Origin of the sequence: Frankia gtarii, from assembly GCF_025403375.1 — a bacterium.
GTDB lineage: Bacteria > Actinomycetota > Actinomycetes > Frankiales > Frankiaceae > Frankia > Frankia gtarii.
In genome coordinates, this window is sequence record NZ_JAMPTM010000106.1 from 1 (window position 1) to 20736 (window position 20736).

At 72.3% G+C, this 20736-nt stretch carries 18 protein-coding genes; 7 read left to right on the top strand and 11 right to left on the bottom strand.

What is annotated here, in order from left to right; all coding sequences use genetic code 11:
- The 7 genes from NBZ83_RS16530 to NBZ83_RS16560 form a co-directional block, all read right to left on the bottom strand.
- Positions 1-297: biotin/lipoyl-containing protein (locus NBZ83_RS16530; protein ID WP_308203802.1), on the bottom strand; the 297-nt coding region annotated here is incomplete at its 3' end.
- A 4-nt stretch (positions 298-301) separates the two neighbouring features.
- Entirely contained in the window at positions 302-1291 is a 990-nt protein-coding gene (locus NBZ83_RS16535) for an alpha-ketoacid dehydrogenase subunit beta (protein WP_261566850.1), read from the bottom strand.
- On the bottom strand, positions 1288-2469 hold the full coding sequence (locus NBZ83_RS16540) for a thiamine pyrophosphate-dependent enzyme (protein WP_261566851.1): 1182 nt from the start codon (positions 2467-2469) through the stop codon (positions 1288-1290). The genes NBZ83_RS16535 and NBZ83_RS16540 overlap by 4 nt, the downstream gene beginning before the upstream one ends.
- 954 nt (positions 2470-3423) lie before the next feature.
- Positions 3424-3840, bottom strand: a complete 417-nt coding sequence (locus tag NBZ83_RS16545; RefSeq protein WP_261566852.1) for an ester cyclase — start codon at positions 3838-3840, stop codon at positions 3424-3426.
- An 85-nt stretch (positions 3841-3925) separates the two neighbouring features.
- Complete coding sequence (locus NBZ83_RS16550) at positions 3926-4762, bottom strand: undecaprenyl-diphosphate phosphatase (RefSeq protein WP_261566853.1); 837 nt, start codon at positions 4760-4762, stop codon at positions 3926-3928.
- A gap of 137 nt (positions 4763-4899) precedes the next feature.
- Positions 4900-5577, bottom strand: coding sequence for a DedA family protein (locus NBZ83_RS16555; RefSeq protein WP_261566854.1), 678 nt, complete (start codon positions 5575-5577; stop codon positions 4900-4902).
- Between the two features lie 100 nt (positions 5578-5677).
- Positions 5678-6508 (bottom strand): COG4705 family protein, encoded by an 831-nt coding sequence (locus NBZ83_RS16560; protein WP_261566855.1) that lies wholly within the window; start codon positions 6506-6508, stop codon positions 5678-5680.
- A 218-nt stretch (positions 6509-6726) separates the two neighbouring features.
- Here NBZ83_RS16560 and NBZ83_RS16565 point away from each other — a divergent pair, with 218 nt between their 5' ends.
- Complete coding sequence (locus NBZ83_RS16565; protein WP_261566856.1) at positions 6727-8406, top strand: zinc metalloprotease HtpX; 1680 nt, start codon at positions 6727-6729, stop codon at positions 8404-8406.
- Positions 8407-8515: 109 nt separating this feature from the next.
- Here the strand turns inward: NBZ83_RS16565 and NBZ83_RS16570 are convergent, their stop codons facing one another.
- Together NBZ83_RS16570 and NBZ83_RS16575 are read right to left on the bottom strand one after the other, a co-directional pair.
- Positions 8516-8947, bottom strand: a complete 432-nt coding sequence (locus NBZ83_RS16570) for a nitroreductase/quinone reductase family protein (protein WP_261566857.1) — start codon at positions 8945-8947, stop codon at positions 8516-8518.
- Positions 8948-9421: 474 nt separating this feature from the next.
- Complete coding sequence (locus NBZ83_RS16575; RefSeq protein ID WP_261575335.1) at positions 9422-10561, bottom strand: amidohydrolase family protein; 1140 nt, start codon at positions 10559-10561, stop codon at positions 9422-9424.
- A gap of 282 nt (positions 10562-10843) precedes the next feature.
- Here NBZ83_RS16575 and NBZ83_RS16580 point away from each other — a divergent pair, with 282 nt between their 5' ends.
- Entirely contained in the window at positions 10844-11425 is a 582-nt protein-coding gene (locus NBZ83_RS16580; protein WP_261566859.1) for a hemerythrin domain-containing protein, read from the top strand.
- A gap of 74 nt (positions 11426-11499) precedes the next feature.
- Here NBZ83_RS16580 and NBZ83_RS16585 read toward each other — a convergent pair whose 3' ends face one another.
- Positions 11500-12594 (bottom strand): NAD-dependent epimerase/dehydratase family protein, encoded by a 1095-nt coding sequence (locus NBZ83_RS16585; protein ID WP_261566860.1) that lies wholly within the window; start codon positions 12592-12594, stop codon positions 11500-11502.
- A gap of 119 nt (positions 12595-12713) precedes the next feature.
- On the opposite strand from NBZ83_RS16585, the gene NBZ83_RS16590 reads away from it, so the two are divergent.
- The 5 genes from NBZ83_RS16590 (at position 12714) to NBZ83_RS16610 (ending at position 18772) form a co-directional block, all read left to right on the top strand.
- Complete coding sequence (locus tag NBZ83_RS16590; RefSeq protein ID WP_261566861.1) at positions 12714-14090, top strand: M20/M25/M40 family metallo-hydrolase; 1377 nt, start codon at positions 12714-12716, stop codon at positions 14088-14090.
- A 214-nt stretch (positions 14091-14304) separates the two neighbouring features.
- Positions 14305-15069, top strand: coding sequence for an SDR family NAD(P)-dependent oxidoreductase (locus NBZ83_RS16595; RefSeq protein WP_261566862.1), 765 nt, complete (start codon positions 14305-14307; stop codon positions 15067-15069).
- Positions 15070-15198: 129 nt separating this feature from the next.
- Complete coding sequence (locus tag NBZ83_RS16600) at positions 15199-15723, top strand: PadR family transcriptional regulator (RefSeq protein ID WP_261566867.1); 525 nt, start codon at positions 15199-15201, stop codon at positions 15721-15723.
- Positions 15720-16436, top strand: coding sequence for an ABC transporter ATP-binding protein (locus tag NBZ83_RS16605; RefSeq protein WP_261566863.1), 717 nt, complete (start codon positions 15720-15722; stop codon positions 16434-16436). The genes NBZ83_RS16600 and NBZ83_RS16605 overlap by 4 nt, the downstream gene beginning before the upstream one ends.
- Positions 16433-18772, top strand: a complete 2340-nt coding sequence (locus tag NBZ83_RS16610; RefSeq protein WP_261575336.1) for an FtsX-like permease family protein — start codon at positions 16433-16435, stop codon at positions 18770-18772. The genes NBZ83_RS16605 and NBZ83_RS16610 overlap by 4 nt, the downstream gene beginning before the upstream one ends.
- Before the next feature lie 77 nt (positions 18773-18849).
- On the opposite strand, the gene NBZ83_RS16615 is transcribed toward NBZ83_RS16610, so the two are convergent.
- Positions 18850-20511 carry a TerD family protein gene (locus tag NBZ83_RS16615; protein WP_261575337.1) on the bottom strand — a complete coding sequence of 554 codons (1662 nt, stop codon included), beginning with the start codon at positions 20509-20511 and terminating at the stop codon, positions 18850-18852.
- Between the last annotated feature and the right edge of the window lie 225 nt (positions 20512-20736).

Genomic DNA, 20736 nt, shown 5'->3' on the forward strand with positions numbered 1-20736 from the left:
CCCCGACCCCGAGCCAGAACCGGAACCGGCGGCCGAGGCGACCGGTGCCGGCTCGTCGACGGCGACCGTGATCAGCGCGGCGCCGACGGGGACGCCGGTGCCGGCGGGGCCGGCCAGTGAGGTGACGACCCCGGCGTAGGGGCAGGGGACCTCGACGACGGCCTTGGCCGTCTCCACCTCGGCGACGGGCTGGTCGACGGTGATGACGTCCCCGACGTCGACGAACCAGCGGACCACTTCGGCGGAGGTCAGACCCTCGCCGAGATCGGGAAGGGCGAAGGCGCGTACCGCGGCCACGGGCTCACTGCTCCCACTGGAGTCGGGCGACGGCGTCGAGGATGCGGTCGACGCTGGGCAGGTGGTGCTTTTCGAGCATGGGTGGGGGATAGGGGATGTCGTAGCCGGTGACCCGCAGCACGGGCGCGGCGAGATGGTGGAAGCACCGCTCGGTGACCCGGGCGGCGATCTCCGCGCCGACGCCGGCGAAGCCCGCGGCCTCGTGGACGACGACGGCGCGGCCGGTGGCGCGCACCGCCGCGCAGACCGTCTCGTCGTCGAACGGCACCAGCGAGCGCAGGTCGACGACCGCGAGATCCCAGCCTTCCGACCGCGCGGCGGCCGCCGCCTCCAGGCAGACGGGCAGCGACGGGCCGTAGGTCAGCAGGGTCGCGGAGGTGCCCGGTCGGCGCACCATGGCCCGGCCGATCGGCGGCACCTGGGCGGCCGTCGAGATTTCGGCCGGCGAGAAGTCTGCTGCCGACCAGTAGAGCCGCTTCGGTTCCAGGAAGACCACGGGGTCGTCGGAGGCGATCGCCGAACGCAGCAGCCCGTAGCTGTCGGCGACGGTGGCCGGGGTGACGACGTGCAGGCCGGGGGTATGCGCGTAGTACGCCTCGCTGGAGTCGCTGTGATGCTCCACGCCGCCGACGCCGCCGCCATAGGGCACCCGGATGGTGATCGGCAGGCCCATCCGCCCGCCCGTGCGGTTACGCATCTTCGCCACGTGCGAGAAGACCTGCTCGAACGCCGGATAGGCGAAGGCGTCGAACTGCATCTCCACGACCGGCCGCAGCCCGTACATCGCCATGCCGACGGCGGTGCCGAGGATGCCCGCCTCGGCCAGCGGTGTGTCCAGGCAGCGCTGCGCCCCGAACTCGGCGGCCAGCCCGTCGGTGACCCGGAACACCCCGCCGAGCGCGCCGACGTCCTCGCCGAGGACGTGGACGTTGGCGTCCGCGCGCATCGAGTCGCGCAGCGCCGTGTTGAGGGCCGCCACCATGGTCGTGCTCATCGGGCCTCGTCCTCGGCGTCGTCGGCGGCGGCGTCGGCGTCCGCGTCGAGGCGTGCCGCGAGCTCCGCGGCCTGCTCGCGCAGCTGGCTGGTCGGCGTGGCGTAGACGTGGGTGAACAGGGAGTCGGGGTCGGGATCCGGCGGGTTGTCGAACTGGGTGCGGATCTCGGTGGCGAGCTCCTCGGCCGCCCGAGCGGTGGCGGCCACACCCGCGTCGTCGAGCAGCCCGGCGGCGCGTAGATGCCGTTCCAGCAGCGTCAACGGGTCGCGGGCCCGCCAGGCGTCGACTTCGGCCGCGCTGCGGTAGCGGGTCGCGTCGTCGGCGTTGGTGTGCGCGTCCAACCGGTAGGTGATGGCCTCGACGAGCACCGGCCCGCGTCCCGACCGGGCGTGTTCGACCGCCGCGGACAGGACGCTGTGCATCGCCAGCGCGTCGTTGCCGTCGACCAGACGGCCGACGATGCCGTAGCCGACCGCCTTGTGGGCGAGCGTCGGCGCCGCGGACTGGCTGGCCAGCGGCACGGAGATCGCGTAGCCGTTGTTCTGGACCAGGAACACCACCGGCGCGCCCAGCACCCCGGCGAAGTTCAGCGCCTCGTGGAAGTCGCCCTCGCTGGTGCCGCCGTCACCGACCAGGGCGAGCGCGACCAGCTCCTCGGCCGCCTCGGGATCCGCCGCCGCGCGCAGACGGGCGGCGTGGGCCAGGCCCACCGCGTGGGGCGCCTGGGTGGCCAGCGGCGTCGACAGCGGCGCGATCCGGTGCTCGTAGGAGTCGTAGCCGCTGTGGGCGTGCCCGCGCATCAGCGTCAGCGCGTCCAACGGCCGGACGCCCCGGGCGACCACCGCGAGGGTGTCGCGGTAGCTCGGGAACAGCCAGTCCTGCTTCCGCAGCACCATCGACGCGGTGATCTGGCAGGCCTCCTGGCCGGTGGACGCCGGGTACACGGCGAGCCGGCCTTGCCGGGTCAACGTCGTGGCCTGCTGGTTGAAACGGCGGCCGAGGACCAGCCGGCGGTACAGCTCGCGCTGCAGCTCGGCGTCGAACGTCTTCGCCGCCGGTGTGCCGAGGATGCGCACCGGCTCGGGGTCGGGCAGTAAGGGCGCGGGGTCACGGCGCGGGCCGTGGGAGTTCGGTGGCCCGACGAGGTCGGGTGCGGTGCTGTCGTCGAGGACGGTCATGGCCCACCTTCGGGACTCGGTGGTGGAATGGGGGTGACGGCGGCCTGCCCGGGCTGGGCTGCCCGGGCCGGGCTGCCTCGAGCCGCCCCGCCCCGGGTGGGCCCGCCCGAGTGCCCCGCGTCGCGGTGCCGGGCCACGCACCGCCGGGGCTGGGCTACGTGGGCCGATCGGGTCAGCGTCGCGGACGGTGGCGGGCCGGTCGCGCCGCCGGCGGGGGCAGGGCCGGCCACGCGGTTGTCGAACGCGTCGGTCCGCAGGCCTGCGCGGCGCAGGCGGCGCGGTGGTGGTGACCGAGGCGGACCCGGCGGAAACCTCGGTGGCGGCCGGGCTACACCGGGGGGCTGATTCCCACCTCGGGGAGGCGGTGGCGGGCAGCCACGATCATGCCGACCGCGGCGGTGCTGGCGGCCGGTGCCGGTGCGTCTCGGCCTGGGCCTGGGCCTGGGCCGGCGTCACGGCGTGCGGTCCGGCCCGGGGTGCTCCGGTTCGCCGGCAGGCCCGGGTCGGGCGCCGTCGGTGGTCACGATCCGTCTCCGCTCACCTACTTCGCTCTGGGTGGGCTCCGGCGCATTCCCGGAGTCCGCATCCACGCTGTGGCCGCCTCTGCGATCGATTTTCCACCGCCCACCGCCACTTGGATCGTGGCGATAATCACCTTGGGTTGACTGTGGGGCGTGAATTGTTGCGCGGCCCACCTTCTACGTCGTGTAGAAATGAGGTTGCCGGCCTGGCCGTTGTCGCCGGGACGGGGGTGGATCGGCAATTACGGTGGCCGACGACCGAGCCCTCGAAGAGGTGGGATGCCCAGGTGTCAGCGGAACGCAGGTTTCCATCCACCGCCCATTGGCGTGGGCGGGAGGTAGGCGCTTCGCGGCCCCGAACCGCCACCGGGCATGAGGCAGGAATGCAGCCGCATCCGGTTTTTCGCCGGCGCATCCGCGGCGCCGGACGGAATCAGCCGAGCGCGCCGGTCTGTTGCAGCAGCGTCAGCGCGTCGGCGAGGGACCAGTGTTCGAACATCAGCCCGTCCCGGTAGCGGGTGAGGTCCATGACGACGAATTCGACCGGCTTACCGGACGGGGGCACGCCGAACCATTCGCCGGTGTGTCGGCCGCGGAAAATCTTGTGGGTGGAGACGAGGTCTCCCTCGCCGATGCAGTGGAGAAGCTCGACCTGGAAATCGGAGAACGCCGCATGCAGAGCCTCGGTGGCGGTGCGCACACCGTCTCGGTCGGGGCTCTGCGTCGGGCCCGCGGTGTGATTGCGGAAGTCGGCGTGCACCAGCTCCGCGACGAGATCGGCCCTGCCCTGGCCCTGCACCTGCTCGACGAAGTGACGCATGCGCTCGACGTTGGCACCCGACTCGATCACGTCACGTCACCTCACCCGTTTCGTGTGCGGCTGATCGTGGCGGCGTCCTACCCGGTACCCCGGCCGGAAATCATCCCGGCCGGGGTCAGGCGTCGATCGCCCCGCTGACGAGCAGCCCGGCGAGAACGCCGGCGAGGGCGATGCGGTAGAGGATGAAGGCGTTGAAGTTGTGCCGGGCGACGTACTTGAGCAGCCACGCGATGGAGGCGTACGCGACGACGAAGGAGACCACGGTGCCCACCGCGAGGGGCAGTGCCGAGACACCGCCGCCGACGGCGTCCTTCAGCTCGTACAGTCCGGCACCGGTCAGCGCCGGGATGGACAGGAAGAACGACAACCGGGTGGCGCCGACCCGGTCGAGGTCGCGCAGGAGCCCGGTGGAGATCGTCGCGCCGGATCGCGAGAAGCCCGGGAAGAGCAGAGCGAGGATCTGCGACGTTCCGACGATCATGGCGTCGGGCAGGGAGATGTCGTCCTCGCCGCGTTTGTGCCGGCCGTGCTGGTCGGCGTACCACATCAGCGCACTGCCGGCGAGCAGGGACGCGGCGACGACCCACAGCGAGGCGAGCGGCCCGTCGATGAGTGGTTTGGCGGCCAGTCCGACGAGGACGACGGGGATCGTCGCGTAGATGACCCACCAGGTGAAGGTGTAGTCGTGGTTCTGCCGCGCCGCCGGGTTGACCAGGCCGCGGCCCCAGGCGGTGACGAAGCGGCGGATGTCGGCGAAGAAGTAGACGAGGACCGCCGCGATCGCGCCGACCTGGATGACGGCGGTGAAGCCGACGACGGCCTTGTCGTCCACCTCGATGTTCATCAGCCCCTCGGTGATCTTGAGGTGGCCGGTGGAGGAGATCGGGAGGAACTCGGTCAGTCCCTCGACGATGCCGAGGACGACGGCCTGCCCGACGCTGATCGCGCTCACGTGATGGATGTCCTTGGTGGTCCGGGTGCGGCGGCACGCCCGCACGGTGGGAGGCCGGGCGGGACGGCGAGCGTTCCCGACCCGGCTGCGTCGCTCGCTGCCGCGTGGGGACCGAGCCTGACCGGCAGCATGTTAGATCACCGCTCAGGTGAGGACGATGCGGCCTCCCCCGGCGCCTGCCCGGTGCGCGCCCGTCGGTGGGCGAGGTATTCGCGCAGCACTGGTATGGCCGAGAGCAGCACGATCGCCAGGGAGATCGGGATCATGTAGCGCTCGATGGGGATGGTCCGCCCCAGCGCGTAGCCGAGCAGTGTCACCCCGGCGGCCCACAACAGACCACCGATCAGGTTGAAGGTCGTGAACACCCGCACCGGCATCCGCACGACGCCGGCCAGCGGGTTCAGGAACGTCCGGACGACCGGTACGAACCGGGCGAGCACGACGGCCTTCCCGAATCCGTACCTGTCGAGGACCCCGCGGGCCCGCTCGACGTATTCCTGCCGGAAGAGCCGGGAGTTCGGCCGGTCGAACAGCCGCGGCCCGGCGCGGCGGCCGATGAGATATCCGGTCTGCGCGCCCGCGACCGCCGCGACGCAGGCACCGAGCAGCACGGTGGGCAGGTGCAGATGAGGCCCGGCCGCCGCCGCGTCGCCCGCGCAGAAGGCGCCGGCGAGAAACAGCAGCGAATCGCCCGGCAGGAAGAATCCGACGAACAGTCCCGTCTCCGCGAAGATGACGACCATCAGGCCGAGCAGGCCGACGGATGACACGATCGACGACGGATCGAGAATGTTCAGCGCGACGTCGCTGGACACGACAGGCCCCTCTCACCTGGGCGGCGATCCACCGTCACCCACCTTGCCGGGACGATGATGTGAAGAGCGTGAAGCCGAACCATCACCGCGCGGGACCGTACTACCGCAGCGCGCGGCCCTGCGGGGCGTCCCGCTGCATGGGCTGCGCGATGACCGCGGGCGGAAGCTCGCCGCCGCGTTGGATGTCCCGGCGGGTGATCGTGACGTAGCCGACGAGCGCCACGATCACGACGGTGGCGGCGGCGCTGACGACCCCGTCGCCGAGGCCGACCCCGCTGCGGTCGTGCGGCTTGCCGAGCCAGTCGGCGAACGAGGCGCCGAGCGGGCGGGTGACGATGTAGGCCAGCCAGAACGCGGCGACCTCACCCAGCCCGAACCGCCACCGGGCGATCGCCGGCACGGCGATGATCGCCGCGAACATCAGACCGGACGGCAGGAAGCCCAGGTGCAGCGTGCTCGCCGTCACGTCCCCGAGGGCGGTGCCGAGGGCGAAGGTCGCGAGCACGGTGGCCCAGTAGTACGTCTCCCGGCGGCTGGTGACGATGCTGTGGATCGACAGCGTGCCCTCGCTGCGGCGCCACCGGTACAGCACGGCGGCGAGGACGAGGGCGTAGAAGATCGCCGAGCCGAGGTGGCCGATCGGCGGCCCGTCCGCGGCCATCGTGCCGAAGACGGCGAGCATCACCACGGCGAACCAGTAGACGGGCGCCTGGTAACGCTGGGTCCGCAACTGCAGCCAGAGCGCCCCGGCGAAGCCGAACACGCCGATGGCCGCCGCGAGCACCAGGTTCACCCCGGCGAGAAAGTCCGCGGTGGCCTCCCCCATCCCGGTGGTGAGAACTTTGATGACCCAGAACAGGGCCGTGATCTCGGGGACCTTGGCGGCGACGGGTTCACGGCCACGGATCCGCCGGTGGGACTTCGACCGCATCGAGGGCTCTTTCCGGGAAGGGAACAGGGACACGGCTGGCCTGACGTCGCCGCGGTGCCTGGTCTGCCGCGGCGGAGCCCGACGAGGGAACCGCCTGCAGAACACCACACCGCGCATGTGAGGAGCGTGTGTGAACGACGCCCTTCTCTTCCCGATGTCCCTACCATTGGGAGCGGTTTCGGCTTTCTGGCCGATCTCGGAGGGGACGGGGAATTCTCGTGCAGGGGTATGTTCGGCGTCGGCTACTGGCCGTGCTGTGCGTTCTGGGTGGCATCCTGGTCCTGGCCTGCTGGCTGGTGGCTGTGCTCTCGCCGGTGCCCTTCACCTGGGCGATGGCGGGCGGGGCGGCCATCGTCGCCGTCCAGTACCTGGTTGCGCCGTGGATCATCACCTGGCTCGTGCCGGCGACGGAGCTCGCCCGCACCGCCGACGGGTACCGCGGCGACGAGCCCGTGGCCGCGATCGTCGCGCGGCAGTGCCAGGCCGCCGGCCTGCCCCTGGTCCGCCTCGGCATCGTCGACGACGGCGAACCGAACGCGTTCACCTTCGGCCGCACCCGCCGCGACAGCCGGGTGTGGGTCTCCCGCGGGCTGCTGGACCGTCTCGACGAGCGCGAGGTCGAGGCGGTCGTGGCGCACGAGCTCGGCCACGTCGCGCACCGGGACGTCGCCGTGATGACCGTGGCCAGCCTGATCCCGATGGTCTTCTACTACGCGACGGCCGGCGGGCGCGGCGCCGACCGGTCGGGCGACAACGACGTCAACCGGCTGCTGGCCTTCGTCGCCTACCTCGTCTCGCGGCTGGCGCTGCTCGGCTTCGCCCGCGCGCGGGAACGCGGCGCCGACCACGCCTCCTGCCGCGCCACCGGGGACGGCGACGCGCTGTGCTCCGCGCTGGTCCGCATCGCCTACGGCGTCGACGAGGTGGGCCGCGAGCGGGCCGCACGGATCGCCGCGTTGCGTGCGGACGACGACAACCGCGAAGCCCGCCGCCTCGCCCGCCGAGCCGGGCGGATGCGTTCGACCGGCGCGCTGGGGATCGCCGGACCGGGCGGACTGCCCGCCGCGGGACTGCTCGGCCCGGGACTGCTCGGCCCGGGACTGCTCGGCCCGGGACTGCCGCCCGAGCGGGTGGCCGCGGCGATGCGCTGGGAGAACACCAGCCCGTGGGCCCGCTGGCAGGAACTGTTCGCCACCCATCCACTCGTCGTGCACCGCATCGCCGCCCTCGAACGCAGCGGCCTGCCGGGCGCCCCGACGCACTGGGCGGCGCTGCGTGCCGCCGCGGCGCCGCGCCCGGGGGAGCGGTCCGCGGCGTGGGGCCGTTTCCTGATCGAGCTCCCGGTCCACCTCGGTGGCTGGGCGTGCCTGCTCGCGGCCGTCACGGCGGTCCGCCACGACCCGGACCTCGGTGGCCCGCGGACGGTCGCGGCGCTGGTCGCCGCCGGCGGCCTGCTGCTGGTCGTCCGCGCGGCGCTGCGCAGCCCGCTGGGCGCGCCCGAACCGGTGGACGAGGCCGCGAGCCTGCTCGAACGCCTCGACGCCGGACCGGTCGGCGCCATGCCCGTCAGCCTGCGGGGCCGGATCGTCGGGCGGGGCGGCTACGTCGCCTCCCCGGACTTCGTCCTCGCCGACGACAGCGGCATCATCCCGATCGTCTACCTCCAGCCGTTCCCCGGCGCGCGGACCTTCTTCGGACTGACCGGGGCCGACGCCTTTGTGGACGAGGAGGTGCTGGTCACCGGCTGGTTCCTGCGCGCGCCCGGACCGTATGTGGAGCTGCGCTCGATCACCGCCGCGTCGGGACACACCGCCCGCAGCTGGCAGTTCGTCGCTCGCTACGCGTTGTCGTCGGCCGTGTTCGTCCTGGGTGCCGTCCTGCTCGCCGCGAGCCACTAGCCGAGTGATTCCGAAGCGAATGCTGGTCCGGTTCCGCGGAACACCATGATCGTCGGAGTTGCGGCCGGGGGGCGTGCCCCCGGCGCGCGGGTGGGGAGTACGCCGTTGATCAGGAACTGGCGTTGGGCACGAGTTCGACGACGGGGATGAGGCGGGTCACGGCCGCCTGATGCTCGGTGAACTGCGGGTAGCGGGCGGCCTGGCGGGCGTACATCTCGTCGCGCTTTGCTCCGTGGATCTCCTCGGCGGTGACCCGCAACGTCCGGCCCTCGACCTCGATGGTGGCCTGCGGGTCGGCGCGCAGGTCGTGCAGCCAGCGCGGGTGCTCGTCAACGCCGGGGTTGACGGCGTAGACGAAGTACCGGTCGGCGTCGGCGTAGAAGTTCAGCGGGCTCACGTGCGACGTCCCGTCGGCCTCCACGCCGCTGGTCAGCAGCAGCAGCGTGTATCCCGCGTACTGGCCCGCGGGCCGGCCGCCATTGGCTCGGAACTCGTCGACGAAGTCGCTGATCTCCTGGTTGGAGAACATCTTCCTGCTCATCGGTTCGCCTTATCTCCTGGTGCCGCGAACCGCGCGGGAGGAATCGATGGCCGGGCCGGCAGCGTGCGTCACCGGGGCGCGGCGCGCACGTTGCCGTCGTCGACACGAAACTCGCAAGCCGATTTCCCTCGCCGCGCGGACAGACATCCCGGATACGTCCGGCCCCTGGCCCACCGCGGTGGGACGTCCTTCACGCCGTCGACGCCAGGAGCGTGGCCAGGACCTTTCGGCGCGGCTGGCGGGCGGAGCGGCCCGCTGTGGCCGGTCCCACGCATTGTCAGGGGGCAATGGTGCCAGTCGCCGCACCGGGCGGGAGGCTGCGCACGACGAAGGAGACGCGCGACGAAGGAGACGCGCGACGAGGAAATACGCACGACGGGGAGTGAGAGGAGAACAGGGGGCCGGCGGCAGCGGGCCAACGTCCGTCACCGCCGGCCCGCCCCGGGGCGAACCGTCAGGAGGTGCGGGGGGACGTCAGGAGGTGCGGGGGAAGTTGTAGAGCGTCCGCGCGTTGGTCTCGACCATCCGCAGGGCCTCGTCGTCGGGGACGTTGATCAGCGCCTCGGCGAGCAGCTTGCGGGTGTTCGGCCAGTTGCTGTCGGAGTGCGGGTAGTCACTTTCGAACATGATGTTGTCGACGCCGATGCGGTGGCGTGCCTCGATGCCGGCCTCGTCGACGATGAAGCACCCGTAGATGTGGTCGCGGAACAGCTCGCTGGGCCGCACCTCGGTGTTGACGTCGTTGTACCAGCGGTGACGCTCCCACACGTAGTCGATGCGCTCGAGCATGTACGGCATCCAGCCGATGCCGCCCTCGGACAGCGCGATCTTGATCTGCGGGAAGCGGTGGAAGACGGGGGAGAGCAGCAGCTCGGAGGTCGCCGACATGGAGTTCAGGCCGAACAACGAGATCGCGACGGTGAAGTTGGTCGTGGCCGCCTCGGGGGAGCACTGCGGCGACCCGCCGGAGCCGAAGTGCAGGCAGATCGGCAGGCCGGTCTCGCTGGCGGCGGCGAGCACCGGGTCCCAGTGGGTGGTGTGCCAGGACGGCAGGCCGAGGCGGTCGGGCAGTTCGGGGAAGGTGATGCTGCGCGCGCCCTTGGCGGCGGTCCGCCGGATCTCGGCGGCGGCGGCCTCGACGTCCCAGTAGGGCACCATCATCAGCGGGATCTGCCGGTCGGGCGCGGCGGCGCACCACTCGTCGAGGATGAAGTCGTTGTACGCCCGCACGGTCTCGGTGGCCAGCGCCAGGTCCTGCGAGGCGGCGAGGACGCTACCGGCGAAGCCGGCGAAGTTCGGGAAACAGAGCTGCGCGTGGATACCTTCCTCGTCCATGTCCCGCAGCCGGTCGGAGATGCGGTAGCAGCCCGGTAACATGTCGTCGTAGCTGCGGGGGTCCAGACCGTAGTCCTTCGGGCTCTTGCCGGCGACCGCGTTGAGGGCGAAGTTGCCGGCGCGGCGGCCCTCGTAGATCCACCAGTCGTTGCCGTCCTCGGCGCGTTCGATGCGCGGGCAGACGTCCTGGTACTTCGCGGGCATGCGATCGAGCCAGACGCGTGGGTGCTCGATCACGTGATCGTCTACTGAGACGATCTGGGCGTTGGCGGGCAGCATGTGATCCTCCTCGGGGACGACGGCCGGTTCACTCCGGGCAGAAATCCCGACTTTCTGACAAGTACGTCACAATTACCGGAGCTGCGCAAGGGGCGGTCGTCGCTGCGCCGCCGTCACTCGTGCCGGGCGGGTGCGTGTTGTGCCCGCGGGATCGGGTAGCGCTGACCCGTCGGCCCTGGCCGGGCCGGCCGCGATGGTCGCCGGCCGGCGGCCACCGGGGTGGCCCTGGTCCATCCCGGACGACGACGGTCGGCTCATCCCGGAGCGAGACGGAGGCCTGGCATGGCGAGCAAGCTGGCGGAGCGGGAGCGCGCGCAGGCGGCGAAGCTGCCCGAGGACGACATCGTGGGAATTCTGCTCGCGCAGCACGCGCGGATCCGCGAGCTGTTCACGGAGGTTCGTGAGCAGCGTGGCGAGCACCGCAGGAAGGCGTTCGACGAGCTGCGGAAGCTACTCGCCGTGCACGAGACGGGCGAGGAGATGGTCCTGCGGCCGGTGTCGCGCCGGTCGGCCGGCCCCGACGTCGTGAAGGCCCGCAACCGCGAGGAGGAGCAGGCGGCGAAGGCCCTGTCCGGACTCGAGAAGCTGGACGTCACCGGCCCGGACTTCGAGCGGCAGATCGCGGCACTCGAACAGGCGGTGTCCGATCACGCCGCGCGCGAGGAACTCGAGGAGTTCTCGGCGGTGCGGGCGGCCACCAACGCGGACGAGCGGCGCAAGCTCGGCAGGCAGCTACGCGCGGTCGAGAGCCTGGCGCCGACCCACCCCCACCCGAGCACGGTGGGTTCCCCCCTCGCCCAGTGGGCGGTCGGCCCGTTCGCGTCACTGGTCGACCGGGCCCGCGACACCCTGCGCCGCAGGTAGCCGCGCCACAGGTGGACCCCGCCTGCCACCCAGACCGCCGCCCCCCGGCCGCGCGTCCGGGTGGCAGGCGGGCCTCAGATCCTGCCGCCGCTGCGGCCGGACAGGGCCCGGCGGGCGCCGCGGGCGTGATCGAGCCAGCCGGCGGCGCCCCGCAGGACCGGCGTCTCGTCGCCCCGGCCCGTGCTGACGCCGACGAGCCATTCACGCAGGATCGTGCCGGTTTCGACGGAGGGGGCCCAGTCGAGCTCCCGGCGAGCCCGGCCCGTATCCATGATCGGCACGCCGCGGGCGAGGTCGATCCAGCCGGGGCTGACCGGTGCCAGCCGGGCCCGGTAGGCGGCGCCGACCGCGGCACGCACCAGCGCCGGCGGCAGTGCGACACCGCGCCCGCCGAGCATGTCGGGCAGCGTCTGCGGGGTGATCGGCGGGTTCACGGCGATGTTGTAGGCGCCGCGGGCCTGCGTACCGGTGGCGGCGGCCGCGAAGGCGGCGGCGGCATCGCGGGAGTGCACCACCTGGAACGTCAACCCGCGCACGGTGGGGACGACCGGCAGCCGACCCTCGCCGGCGCCGAGGAGGCGCAGCAGGCCCGGCGGCGCCAGCGGGCCGAGGAAGTACCGGGCCTGAGACTGCGCGGCGGCGGCGGACAGCACGATCGCCGGACGCAGCCGGGCCACCCTGATCCCCGGATGATCGGCTTCGAGGCTGTCCAGCAGACGTTCCACGGTGGCCTTCTGGACGCTGTACGGCGACGTCTCGATCCCCGTGGTCGGCCAGTTCTCGCTGACCGGCCGGTCGGACTCCCGAGGGCGGTAGGCGCCAACTGACGACGCGTACACGAGCGTCGGGACCCCGGTGGCCAGCGCCGCCGCGAACACGCGTTCGCTGCCCGCGACGTTGGTGGCCTCCGTGACGACCGCCGCCCGCTCGGGCTGGATCAGCCAGGCCAGGTGCACGACCGACACGCAGCCGCGGAACGCCTTCTCCAGCTCACCGAAGGCCCCGGGGCGGGAGATGTCGAGCGCCAGCCAGCGGATCTTGCCGCGGCGCGGACCGGGCGGCGGGCGGCGGGCGATCGCGACGATCTCCTCGACCCGAGGGTCGGCCTCCAGCTCGCGGACCAGATGAAAACCGATGTTGCCGGATGCTCCGACGATGGCGACACGCATCCTGGTCCCGTGCCCCGCCGGCGGCCATCAACCCGCACCGGGGTCGGCCCATCTGCGCGGATCGCCCACGAACCGCGCGGCATCCGGCCGAACCTCGCGGTGTACGTACGATCCACGTCGTGGCCGACGTTCTCGCTCAGCTCGATGACTACCTCGCTGCCCGCCGCCCCGAGTTCACCGATCGGCTCACCCGCCTCGTCGGGATTCCCGGCGTCAGCGCCGATCCCGCCCACCAGCCCGACATCGGGCGCACGGCCGACCTCGCCGCGACGCTGCTGACGGACGCCGGCCTCGCCGCCCGGATCGTGCCCACGCCCGGCAATCCCGTCGTCCACGGCGAGCACATCGCCGGTCCCGACTGTCCCACCGTCACGATCTACAACCATCTCGACGTCCAGCCCGCCGACCCGGCGCAGTGGGACACCGAGCCGTTCCGCCTGACCATCTCCGGGGACCGTTACACCGGTCGCGGCAGCACCGACGACAAGGGCCCCGCCCTCACCGCGTTGCAGGCCGCCCAGTACGTGATCGCCCGCGAGCTGCCGGTCAACATCGCCTTCGTCTGGGAACTGGAGGAGGAGATCGGCAGCCCCAACTTCGAGGCCTTCGTCCGCCAGGAGCTGCCGCGGCTGGCCACCGACTCCGTCCTCGTCTCCGACACGGTCTGGATCGCCGCCGACCGGCCCGCCATCGACTACGGCCTGCGCGGCCTGGTCACCTTCGAGGTGACCATCGAGACCGGCACCAACGACACCCACTCCGGCCTCACCGGCGGCCCGGCCCGCAACCCGCTGGCCGAACTCGCCCAGATCGTCGCCGAATGCCTGGATCCGGCGACCGGGCGCGTCCTCATCCCCGGCTTCGCCGACGCCGTCGTCCCGGTGACCGACGTCGAGATCGACAGCTTCGTCGCGTCCGGCTTCGACGTCGCCGCGTTCATGGCGATGCACGGCCTGACCTCGATGCGCACCACCGACATCCGCTCCGTCCTCGCGCGGATCATGGGTGAACCGACGTTCGAGGTGCACGGCTTCACCGGCGGCTACACCGGCCCGGGGGTGAAGACCGTCATCCCGCCGCGCGCCGGGGTGAAACTCAGTTCCCGCATCGTCCCCCACCAGGAACCGCACGCCGTGTTCGAACTGGTTCGCGACTTCATCCAGCGCCGCCATCCCGACGCCCGCGTCGAGCTCGAAGCCGCCCTGCCCGCCTACCTCGGCCCCCACACCGGCCCGCATGCCGACGCCGCCCGCGCCGCCGTCGAATACGCCTTCGGCGTCACCCCCGCGTTCGTCCGCGAGGGCGGCTCGATCGGCTCGGTGCTCACCATGGACCGCTATCTGAAGGCTCCCGTGATCCTGCTCGGCCTCAGCCTGCCCAGCCACGGCTACCACGCGCCGAACGAGCACTACGACTGGATCCAGGCCGCCGGGGGCACCAAGATGTTCGCCCACTACTTCGCCCAGCTCGCCGCAGGCGGGCGCGAGCGCCCCTGACCCCCTGACCCCTGACCCGCCGGGCCGCCGACCCGCCGGGCCCGGGGAGGCGGCCGTCACCTGCGTCCGGGGGCGTCCGAGGTGTGCGGGCGTATCGGTGCACGGAGTAGCGTCCAGAGGAAACGTCCGGGATGTGTCGCTGGCCGGGCTGTGCGTCGGACCAGGCGGCCGCGTGACCGGACGACGGCTCAGGACGGACGCGGGAGACGGTCTCATGGCAGCGGTAAGGCTTGACGCACGGCGCATCGTGATCACAGGCGGGGCCAGCGGCATGGGCGCGGGGCTCGTGCAGACGCTGCCCGGCCTCGGCGCGGAGGTCGTCTCCCTCGACATCACCACCGACCCGGGCGAGCGGATCGCCGCGCAGGCCGGGGCCCGCTTCGTGCCGTGCGACGTCACCGACAAGGACTCGGTCGACACCGCGGTGGCGAAGGCCGTCGCGCACCTCGGCGGCCTGGACGTCCTCATCCACGCCGCGGGCATCGCGCCCGCCGCGCCGGCCGCCGAGCTTTCCCTCGACCACTGGAACAAGATTCTCGCGGTCAACGCCACCGGCACCCTGCTCACCAACCAGGCCGCGTTCACGCACCTGCGGGAGCACGGCGGCCAGATCATCAACTTCGCCTCCGCCGCCGGCGTGATCGGCTACCCGAACAAGGCCGCCTACGCCGCGAGCAAGGGCGCCGTCGTCGCCTGGACCCGCACCGTCGCCGTCGAATGGGCCGGCCACGGCATCACCGTGAACGCGATCGCCCCCGCGATCGCGACGCCGATGTACGAGCGGACCCGCGCCTCGATGACCGCCGAGCAGCTCGCCGCGCACGACGCCGACCTCCAGCGGCAGATCCCGATCGGTGGGAAGCTCGGCGACGTCCAGCGCGACTTCGTCCCCGTGCTCGCCTTCCTCGCCAGCGACGGCGCCCGCTTCATGACCGGCCAGATCTTCCCGGTCGACGGCGGCACCCTGATGATGCGCTGACGCCCACCGGCGGGCCGCGCTTGGCGGCCCGCGGTCCGGGCTCGGACCGGTGGCCGCCTCCGAGCCCCCGGGTCGCGTTGCTGCGGTACTACTATTCGCAGGTATACACTCGATGTATACTCCGTGAGTATGAGTGTTCCGTTGACCCTGCTGGGGCTACTCGAGCGTGAGCCGAGCCATGGATACGACCTCAAGCGCGAGTACGACACCTTCTTCGGGCGGGGCAAGCCGCTGCCCTTCGGCCAGGTCTACGCGACGCTGTCCCGCCTCGCCCGCGACGGCAGCGTGGTCGCGGCCGAGGCGGAGCCGGGTGCCGGCCCCGATCGCAAGCGGTACGTCATCACCGAGCAGGGCGTCAGCGAGATCGAGACCTGGCTGACCGAGCCGGTGGCCGCCGAGCCGCACCTGCAGACGGTGCTGTTCGTGAAGGTCGTCCTGGCGCTGATGTCCGGGCGACCGGCCGAGCGTTACCTGGACACCCAGCGCGCCGAGCACATGCGGCGGATGCGGGAGCTGACCGAGTTGCGTCGGGGCGGCAGCCTGGTCGACGCGCTGCTGGCCGATCACGGGCTGTTCCACCTCGAGGCCGATCTGCGCTGGATCGATCTGACCACCGCCCGGCTCGACGCGCTTGCCAGGGAGGTCGGCCGGTGAACCCGGCGCCGTCCACCGCCGGGGGCGACCAGGCCCGGGGCCTGCTCGAGGCGCGGGAGGTGTCTGTCCTCTTCGGGCAGACACCCGCGTTGCGCGCCGCCACCATGTCCGTGGCCAGCGGCGAGATCCTGGCCGTGATGGGGCCGAGCGGATCGGGCAAGTCGACACTGCTGCACTGCCTGGCCGGCATCCTCACCCCGAACTCGGGAGAGGTTCACTTCGCCGGTCGCCGCATCGACACCATGTCCGAGGGCGAACGCAGCGCCCTGCGCCGCGACCAGTTCGGATTCGTGTTCCAGTTCGGGCAGCTCGTCCCGGAACTGAGCGCCGAGGAGAACGTCGCGCTGCCACTGCTGCTGGCCGGCGTGCGCCGGGCCGAGGCGCTGGAGAGGGCCCGGAGCTGGTTCGATCGGCTGGACCTGGACGGTCTGCAGGGGCGCCGCTGCGGGGAGCTCTCCGGTGGGCAGGCCCAGCGCATCGCGCTGGCCCGCGGCCTCGTCGGACGCCCGTCGGTGCTGTTTGCCGACGAGCCGACCGGATCGTTGGACTCGCTCGCCGGGGAGCAGGTCATGGAGCTGCTGGTCGCCTCGGCTCGCGATCATCAGACGACCGTCGTGCTGGTCACCCACGATCCGCGGGTGGCCGCCTACGCCGACCACGAGATCATCGTTCGGGACGGCGCGGTGGCCTTCACCGCTCGGACCCCCGCGTGATCCGCCTCGGACTGCGGCTGACGATCTCAGGCGGGCGGGAGGCCGTCGCCCGCCTGACCCTCATCGCGATCGCGGTCGCCATCGGGGTGACCCTGCTGCTCACCGCCCTCGCCGGCATCAACGCCGTGAACCACCAGAACAGCCGTTTCGCCTGGCTGGAGACTGCTTACCCCGGCTCGAACGCCCCGGCCGCGGCCACCGGGTCGATCGCGTCCGCCGACTCGGCCGCGTCGACGACGTCGACCAAGGTGACGGGCTCGGCCGCCGCCAGGGCCGCGAGGGCCGCCCGGGATCCGTTGTGGTGGCTCCTGCGCGCCGACTACTACCAGGGTCGGCAGATCGCACGGCTCGACGTCGCCGCCACCGGCCCGGACTCGCCCGTCCCACCGGGCCTCGCCAGGCTGCCCGCGCCAGGGCAGTTCTACGCGTCGCCGGCATTGGCGAAACTGCTGCGGGACACCCCGGACATCCAGCTCGATGCCCGCTTCCCTGGTCGGCAGGTCGGGACGATCGGGTCCGCGGCGCTGCCGGCGCCGAACTCCCTGATCATCGTCATCGGCGGCCCGGTCGCCGAGCTGTCCCATCGGGAGGACGCCCGGCAGGTGTTCGGCATCAGCACCACGGCGCCCAGCAGCTGCGTCGGCGAGTGCGTGCTCGGAATCGGGATCAACGCCAACGGGATCACGCTCATCCTGTCGGTGGTGGTCGCCGCGCTGCTGTTCCCGGTGCTGATCTTCATCGGCGGTGCGACCCGGCTGTCCGCCGCGCGCCGCGAGCAGCGGTTTGCCGCGATGCGCCTGATCGGGGCGACCCCTCGGCAGATCTCCGTGCTGTCCACCGTCGAGTCGAGCGTCGCCGCCGTCGCCGGGGTCGCGCTCGGCTTCGCCCTCTTCTTCGCGCTGCGCCCGGTGCTGGCGACGATCCCCTTCACCGGCTCGCCCTTCTTCACCAGCGATCTCTCCCTGAGCCCGGCCAACGTGCTGCTCGTCGTGCTCGGCATCCCGGTCGCGGCCGCGGTGGCTGCCCGCGTCGCGCTGCGCCGGGTGAACACCTCTCCGCTCGGGGTCAGCCGGCGGACCACCCCACGGCCGCCCCGCGCCTGGCGGGTGATCCCGCTGCTGGCCGGCCTCGGCGAGCTGGGCTCCTTCGCCTACGTCCACGACATCGGTGCCACCAGCGGCACCGGAACCGGAACCGAGGCCATCGCGTTCCTGACCGGGGTGCTCCTCGTCATGACCGGGCTGGTCATCGCCGGGCCGTGGCTGACCATGGTCGGTTCCCGGCTGATGGTCTGGCGTGCCCGGCGGCCCGCCACCCTCATCGCCGCGCGGCGACTCGCCGACAACCCGCAGGCCTGCTTCCGCGCGATCAGCGGGCTCGTCCTCGCGGTGTTCGTGGGGACCGGGGCGGTCGCGGTGATCACCACGATCCTCGCCTACAACGGCGGCAGTACCGCCGAGACGAGTGCCTCCGCCGCTACCGTGGTCGACCGCTACTGGGGGCCACATGAGCGGGTCAGGCCGACCACGATCCTCGCCGGAACAACGGCCAGGCTGACCTCGATATCCGGCGTCGCCGGGGTGACGGTGGTCCACGACGGCTCCGAGCACGATGCTGACCGCGGCCCCTTCCTGGTCGCCTGCGACGAGCTGCGGGCCACCCCGGCGCTGGGTCGGTGCCCGGCCGGCGCGGACACCGTGGCGATGGACCCCGCCTTCGGCGGCGGAGTCGTCGACACGTCATCGATGTCCGGCACCACCTGGCCGGCCGCCGACGTCTCCGCCACGCGACTGCGGACCCTCCCGATCGACACGGTCGCCGTCGAGACGAACGGATCGACGGTCGCGATCGAACGCGCGCGGACCATTCTGGTCCGGGACCTGCCTCGGGGCCTCCCGCCGCAGACGATCAGCGAGATCAAGGCCTACGTCTCGAGAGACCTCGACAACTACCGGCGGCTGGCCGCCGTGGTGATTCTCAGCAGCCTGCCCATCGCCGGGTGCAGCCTGGCTGTCAGCGTCGCGGGCGGGCTGGCCGAACGCAGACGACCGTTCAGCCTGCTCCGGCTCACCGGCGCCCCGCTCGGGCTGCTCCGCCACGTGATCATTGTTGAGACCGCCGTCCCGTTGCTGGTCACCGCCGCGGTGTCGGTCGGTGCCGGCCTGCTCTGTGCCCACCTGTTCCTCCGCGGCCAGCTGTACGAGACCCTCCAACCACCCGGAGTCGGGTACTACCTGCTTGTCGTCGGCGGGCTCGCCGCGTCCCTCGCCGTCATCGCCTCGACCCTGCCGCTGCTGCGGCGGATCACCGGGCCGGAGTCCGTTCGCAACGAGTGACCGGCGCCCCCGGCGGAGACCACGACGGTTGGCGGGTCCGGCCGGTCCGTGGGCCGATTCCGACGTCGTCCGGGCTGTCAGATCCGGGCGCCTTTTTCCTGGTTGCAGCGGCGGCACAGGAGCTGGAGATTGGTCACGCTCGTCGCGCCGCCGCGGCTGTGCGGGATGATGTGGTCGAACTCCAGGTATTCGGTGGCCCGGCACTGGACGCAGGCGCCGCCGTCGCGCTGCCAGACCTCGGCCTTCACCGCCTGGGGGACGGCGCGGCTGTCTCGGGCCCCGGGTGCGATCACCAGGCGCCGGGCCACCCGTAGCGCACCGGACAGCACCGCGGCGACATAGTCCGGATCGTCGACCCGGTACCTGCCACCGCCCCGGCTCGTCGTCGCGGAGATGTCCACGCTGGCATGACCCGCCGTCACCTCGACGATCTTCTGCCAGGCGATCTCGTTGCCGCCGCCGGTCCGGCCGAGGAAGCGCAGCTTGCGGCTGCTGGCGACGAGCCGTCCCGGGGTCTCCCGGGGACCGCTGGCAAGTTGGCGGACCTGGACCGTCCCGACGTCCAGGTGGACGAACTCGTCGAGCTCGAGGTGCAGCGTGGCGGACTGCACCCGGGGGAGCTGGCCGCCGCGGATCCGGGAGAGCTCCAGCCCCCGGCGCAGCCGGCGGCGCATCTCCTCGACGGCCGGATCGTGCAGGCCCAGCCGGCGCGCCTCATTTTCGAAGAACGCGACCTCGCTGTCCTCGATGACCCCGTCGCCGAAGGCGAAGGTCACGATGCGCTGAAGATGGCCGAGCCCGGCGGAGCGGAAGACCGCCTCGCCCGCAGCCCGCGGCACGGCGTGGAACCTCAGCTCCGCCCACAGCGCCTCCACGGCCGCCGGCCCAGGCGCGCCGGGGATGCCGGGGGTCGCGCCGATGACCTGCGTGACCTTGTGCTGCCAGTCCCACAGCAGCCGGCGGATCTCCTCGTCGCAGGTGGCGCACGGCGCCGGGCGGCCGGCGAACGGGCGGCGGCGTTTCCGGTCCCCGCACCGGCCGCATGCCGTCGCGGTGTCGACCAGCGGCGGCCGGCTGTGAGTCGTCCAGGTCGCGCCGTCCCACCAGCGCAGGCGTCCGGGCGCCTCCGGGTCGGGGTACCAGTCCGCGGGCCGCGCGGGTCCCGGGTCGGGAACCGGTGCCGGCCGGGGAACCGTGGACGCCGGGAGGACGGATTCGGGTTCGTCGGGTTCGTCGACGGAGATGCCGTAGCTGCGGGCGAGCCCGGCGAGCCCGCTGCTCCACCCCTGACCGACCGCGCGGAACTTCCAGCCGGTCCCGCGCCGGTACAGCTCACCGAAGACCATCGTGGCCACCGGCTCGGTCGAGTCCGGGCGGAACTCCGCGACGAGCCTGCCCGCGTCGTCGACGACCTGGATGAGCAGCCCGCCGAGGCCGGCGAACGTGCCGTCGTCGACGGAGCCGGCGAGCACCACCGAGGTGATGTCCGGTTCGACCGCCGCGAGTGCCACGGTCAGCGTCCCGCCGTCGTCGTCGGCGGCGACCTCGACGGCCCCGCTGCGATGCCGTGGCTGGTTGAAGAAGACGAAGTCGTCGTCCGAGCGGACCGTTCCGGCGCCGGTCAGCAGCACCGCGCAGACGTCGAGGGGCAGCGCCGAGCCGGAGCGCACCACCGCCCGGACCACCCCGGTGGGAACGCCGACGTTCGCGCCTTTGGGCAGCATCGTGACAGCACTCATCGAGATCCCCCCGTGCCCAGATCCACGCCGTTGCGGCAGGCGGCGGTGCGCAGCGTCCGATCGGACGGCGCCACCCGCGCGGCCAACCGCCAGGTTATGCGTGGCCGGGGGTTCACGATCCGTCCACAACCTGCCATATCCGCCGCGGGGTGCGGAGTACCTGACAGCAACTGACGTCGGTCGGACGCCGGCGCCTACGGACGGCGACCGGACGTGTCGCAGATC

What these genes read in the sequence shown, in the direction of transcription:
- NBZ83_RS16535 (WP_261566850.1), bottom strand. Translation starts at nt 1,291, where the DNA reads ATGAGCACGACCATGGTGGCGGCCCTCAACACGGCGCTGCGCGACTCG.
- NBZ83_RS16540 (WP_261566851.1), bottom strand. Translation starts at nt 2,469, where the DNA reads ATGACCGTCCTCGACGACAGCACCGCACCCGACCTCGTCGGGCCACCG.
- NBZ83_RS16560 (WP_261566855.1), bottom strand. Translation starts at nt 6,508, where the DNA reads ATGCGGTCGAAGTCCCACCGGCGGATCCGTGGCCGTGAACCCGTCGCC.
- NBZ83_RS16570 (WP_261566857.1), bottom strand. Translation starts at nt 8,947, where the DNA reads ATGAGCAGGAAGATGTTCTCCAACCAGGAGATCAGCGACTTCGTCGAC.
- NBZ83_RS16575 (WP_261575335.1), bottom strand. Translation starts at nt 10,561, where the DNA reads ATGCTGCCCGCCAACGCCCAGATCGTCTCAGTAGACGATCACGTGATC.
- NBZ83_RS16580 (WP_261566859.1), top strand. Translation starts at nt 10,844, where the DNA reads ATGGCGAGCAAGCTGGCGGAGCGGGAGCGCGCGCAGGCGGCGAAGCTG.
- NBZ83_RS16585 (WP_261566860.1), bottom strand. Translation starts at nt 12,594, where the DNA reads ATGCGTGTCGCCATCGTCGGAGCATCCGGCAACATCGGTTTTCATCTG.
- NBZ83_RS16595 (WP_261566862.1), top strand. Translation starts at nt 14,305, where the DNA reads ATGGCAGCGGTAAGGCTTGACGCACGGCGCATCGTGATCACAGGCGGG.
- NBZ83_RS16600 (WP_261566867.1), top strand. Translation starts at nt 15,199, where the DNA reads ATGAGTGTTCCGTTGACCCTGCTGGGGCTACTCGAGCGTGAGCCGAGC.
- NBZ83_RS16615 (WP_261575337.1), bottom strand. Translation starts at nt 20,511, where the DNA reads ATGAGTGCTGTCACGATGCTGCCCAAAGGCGCGAACGTCGGCGTTCCC.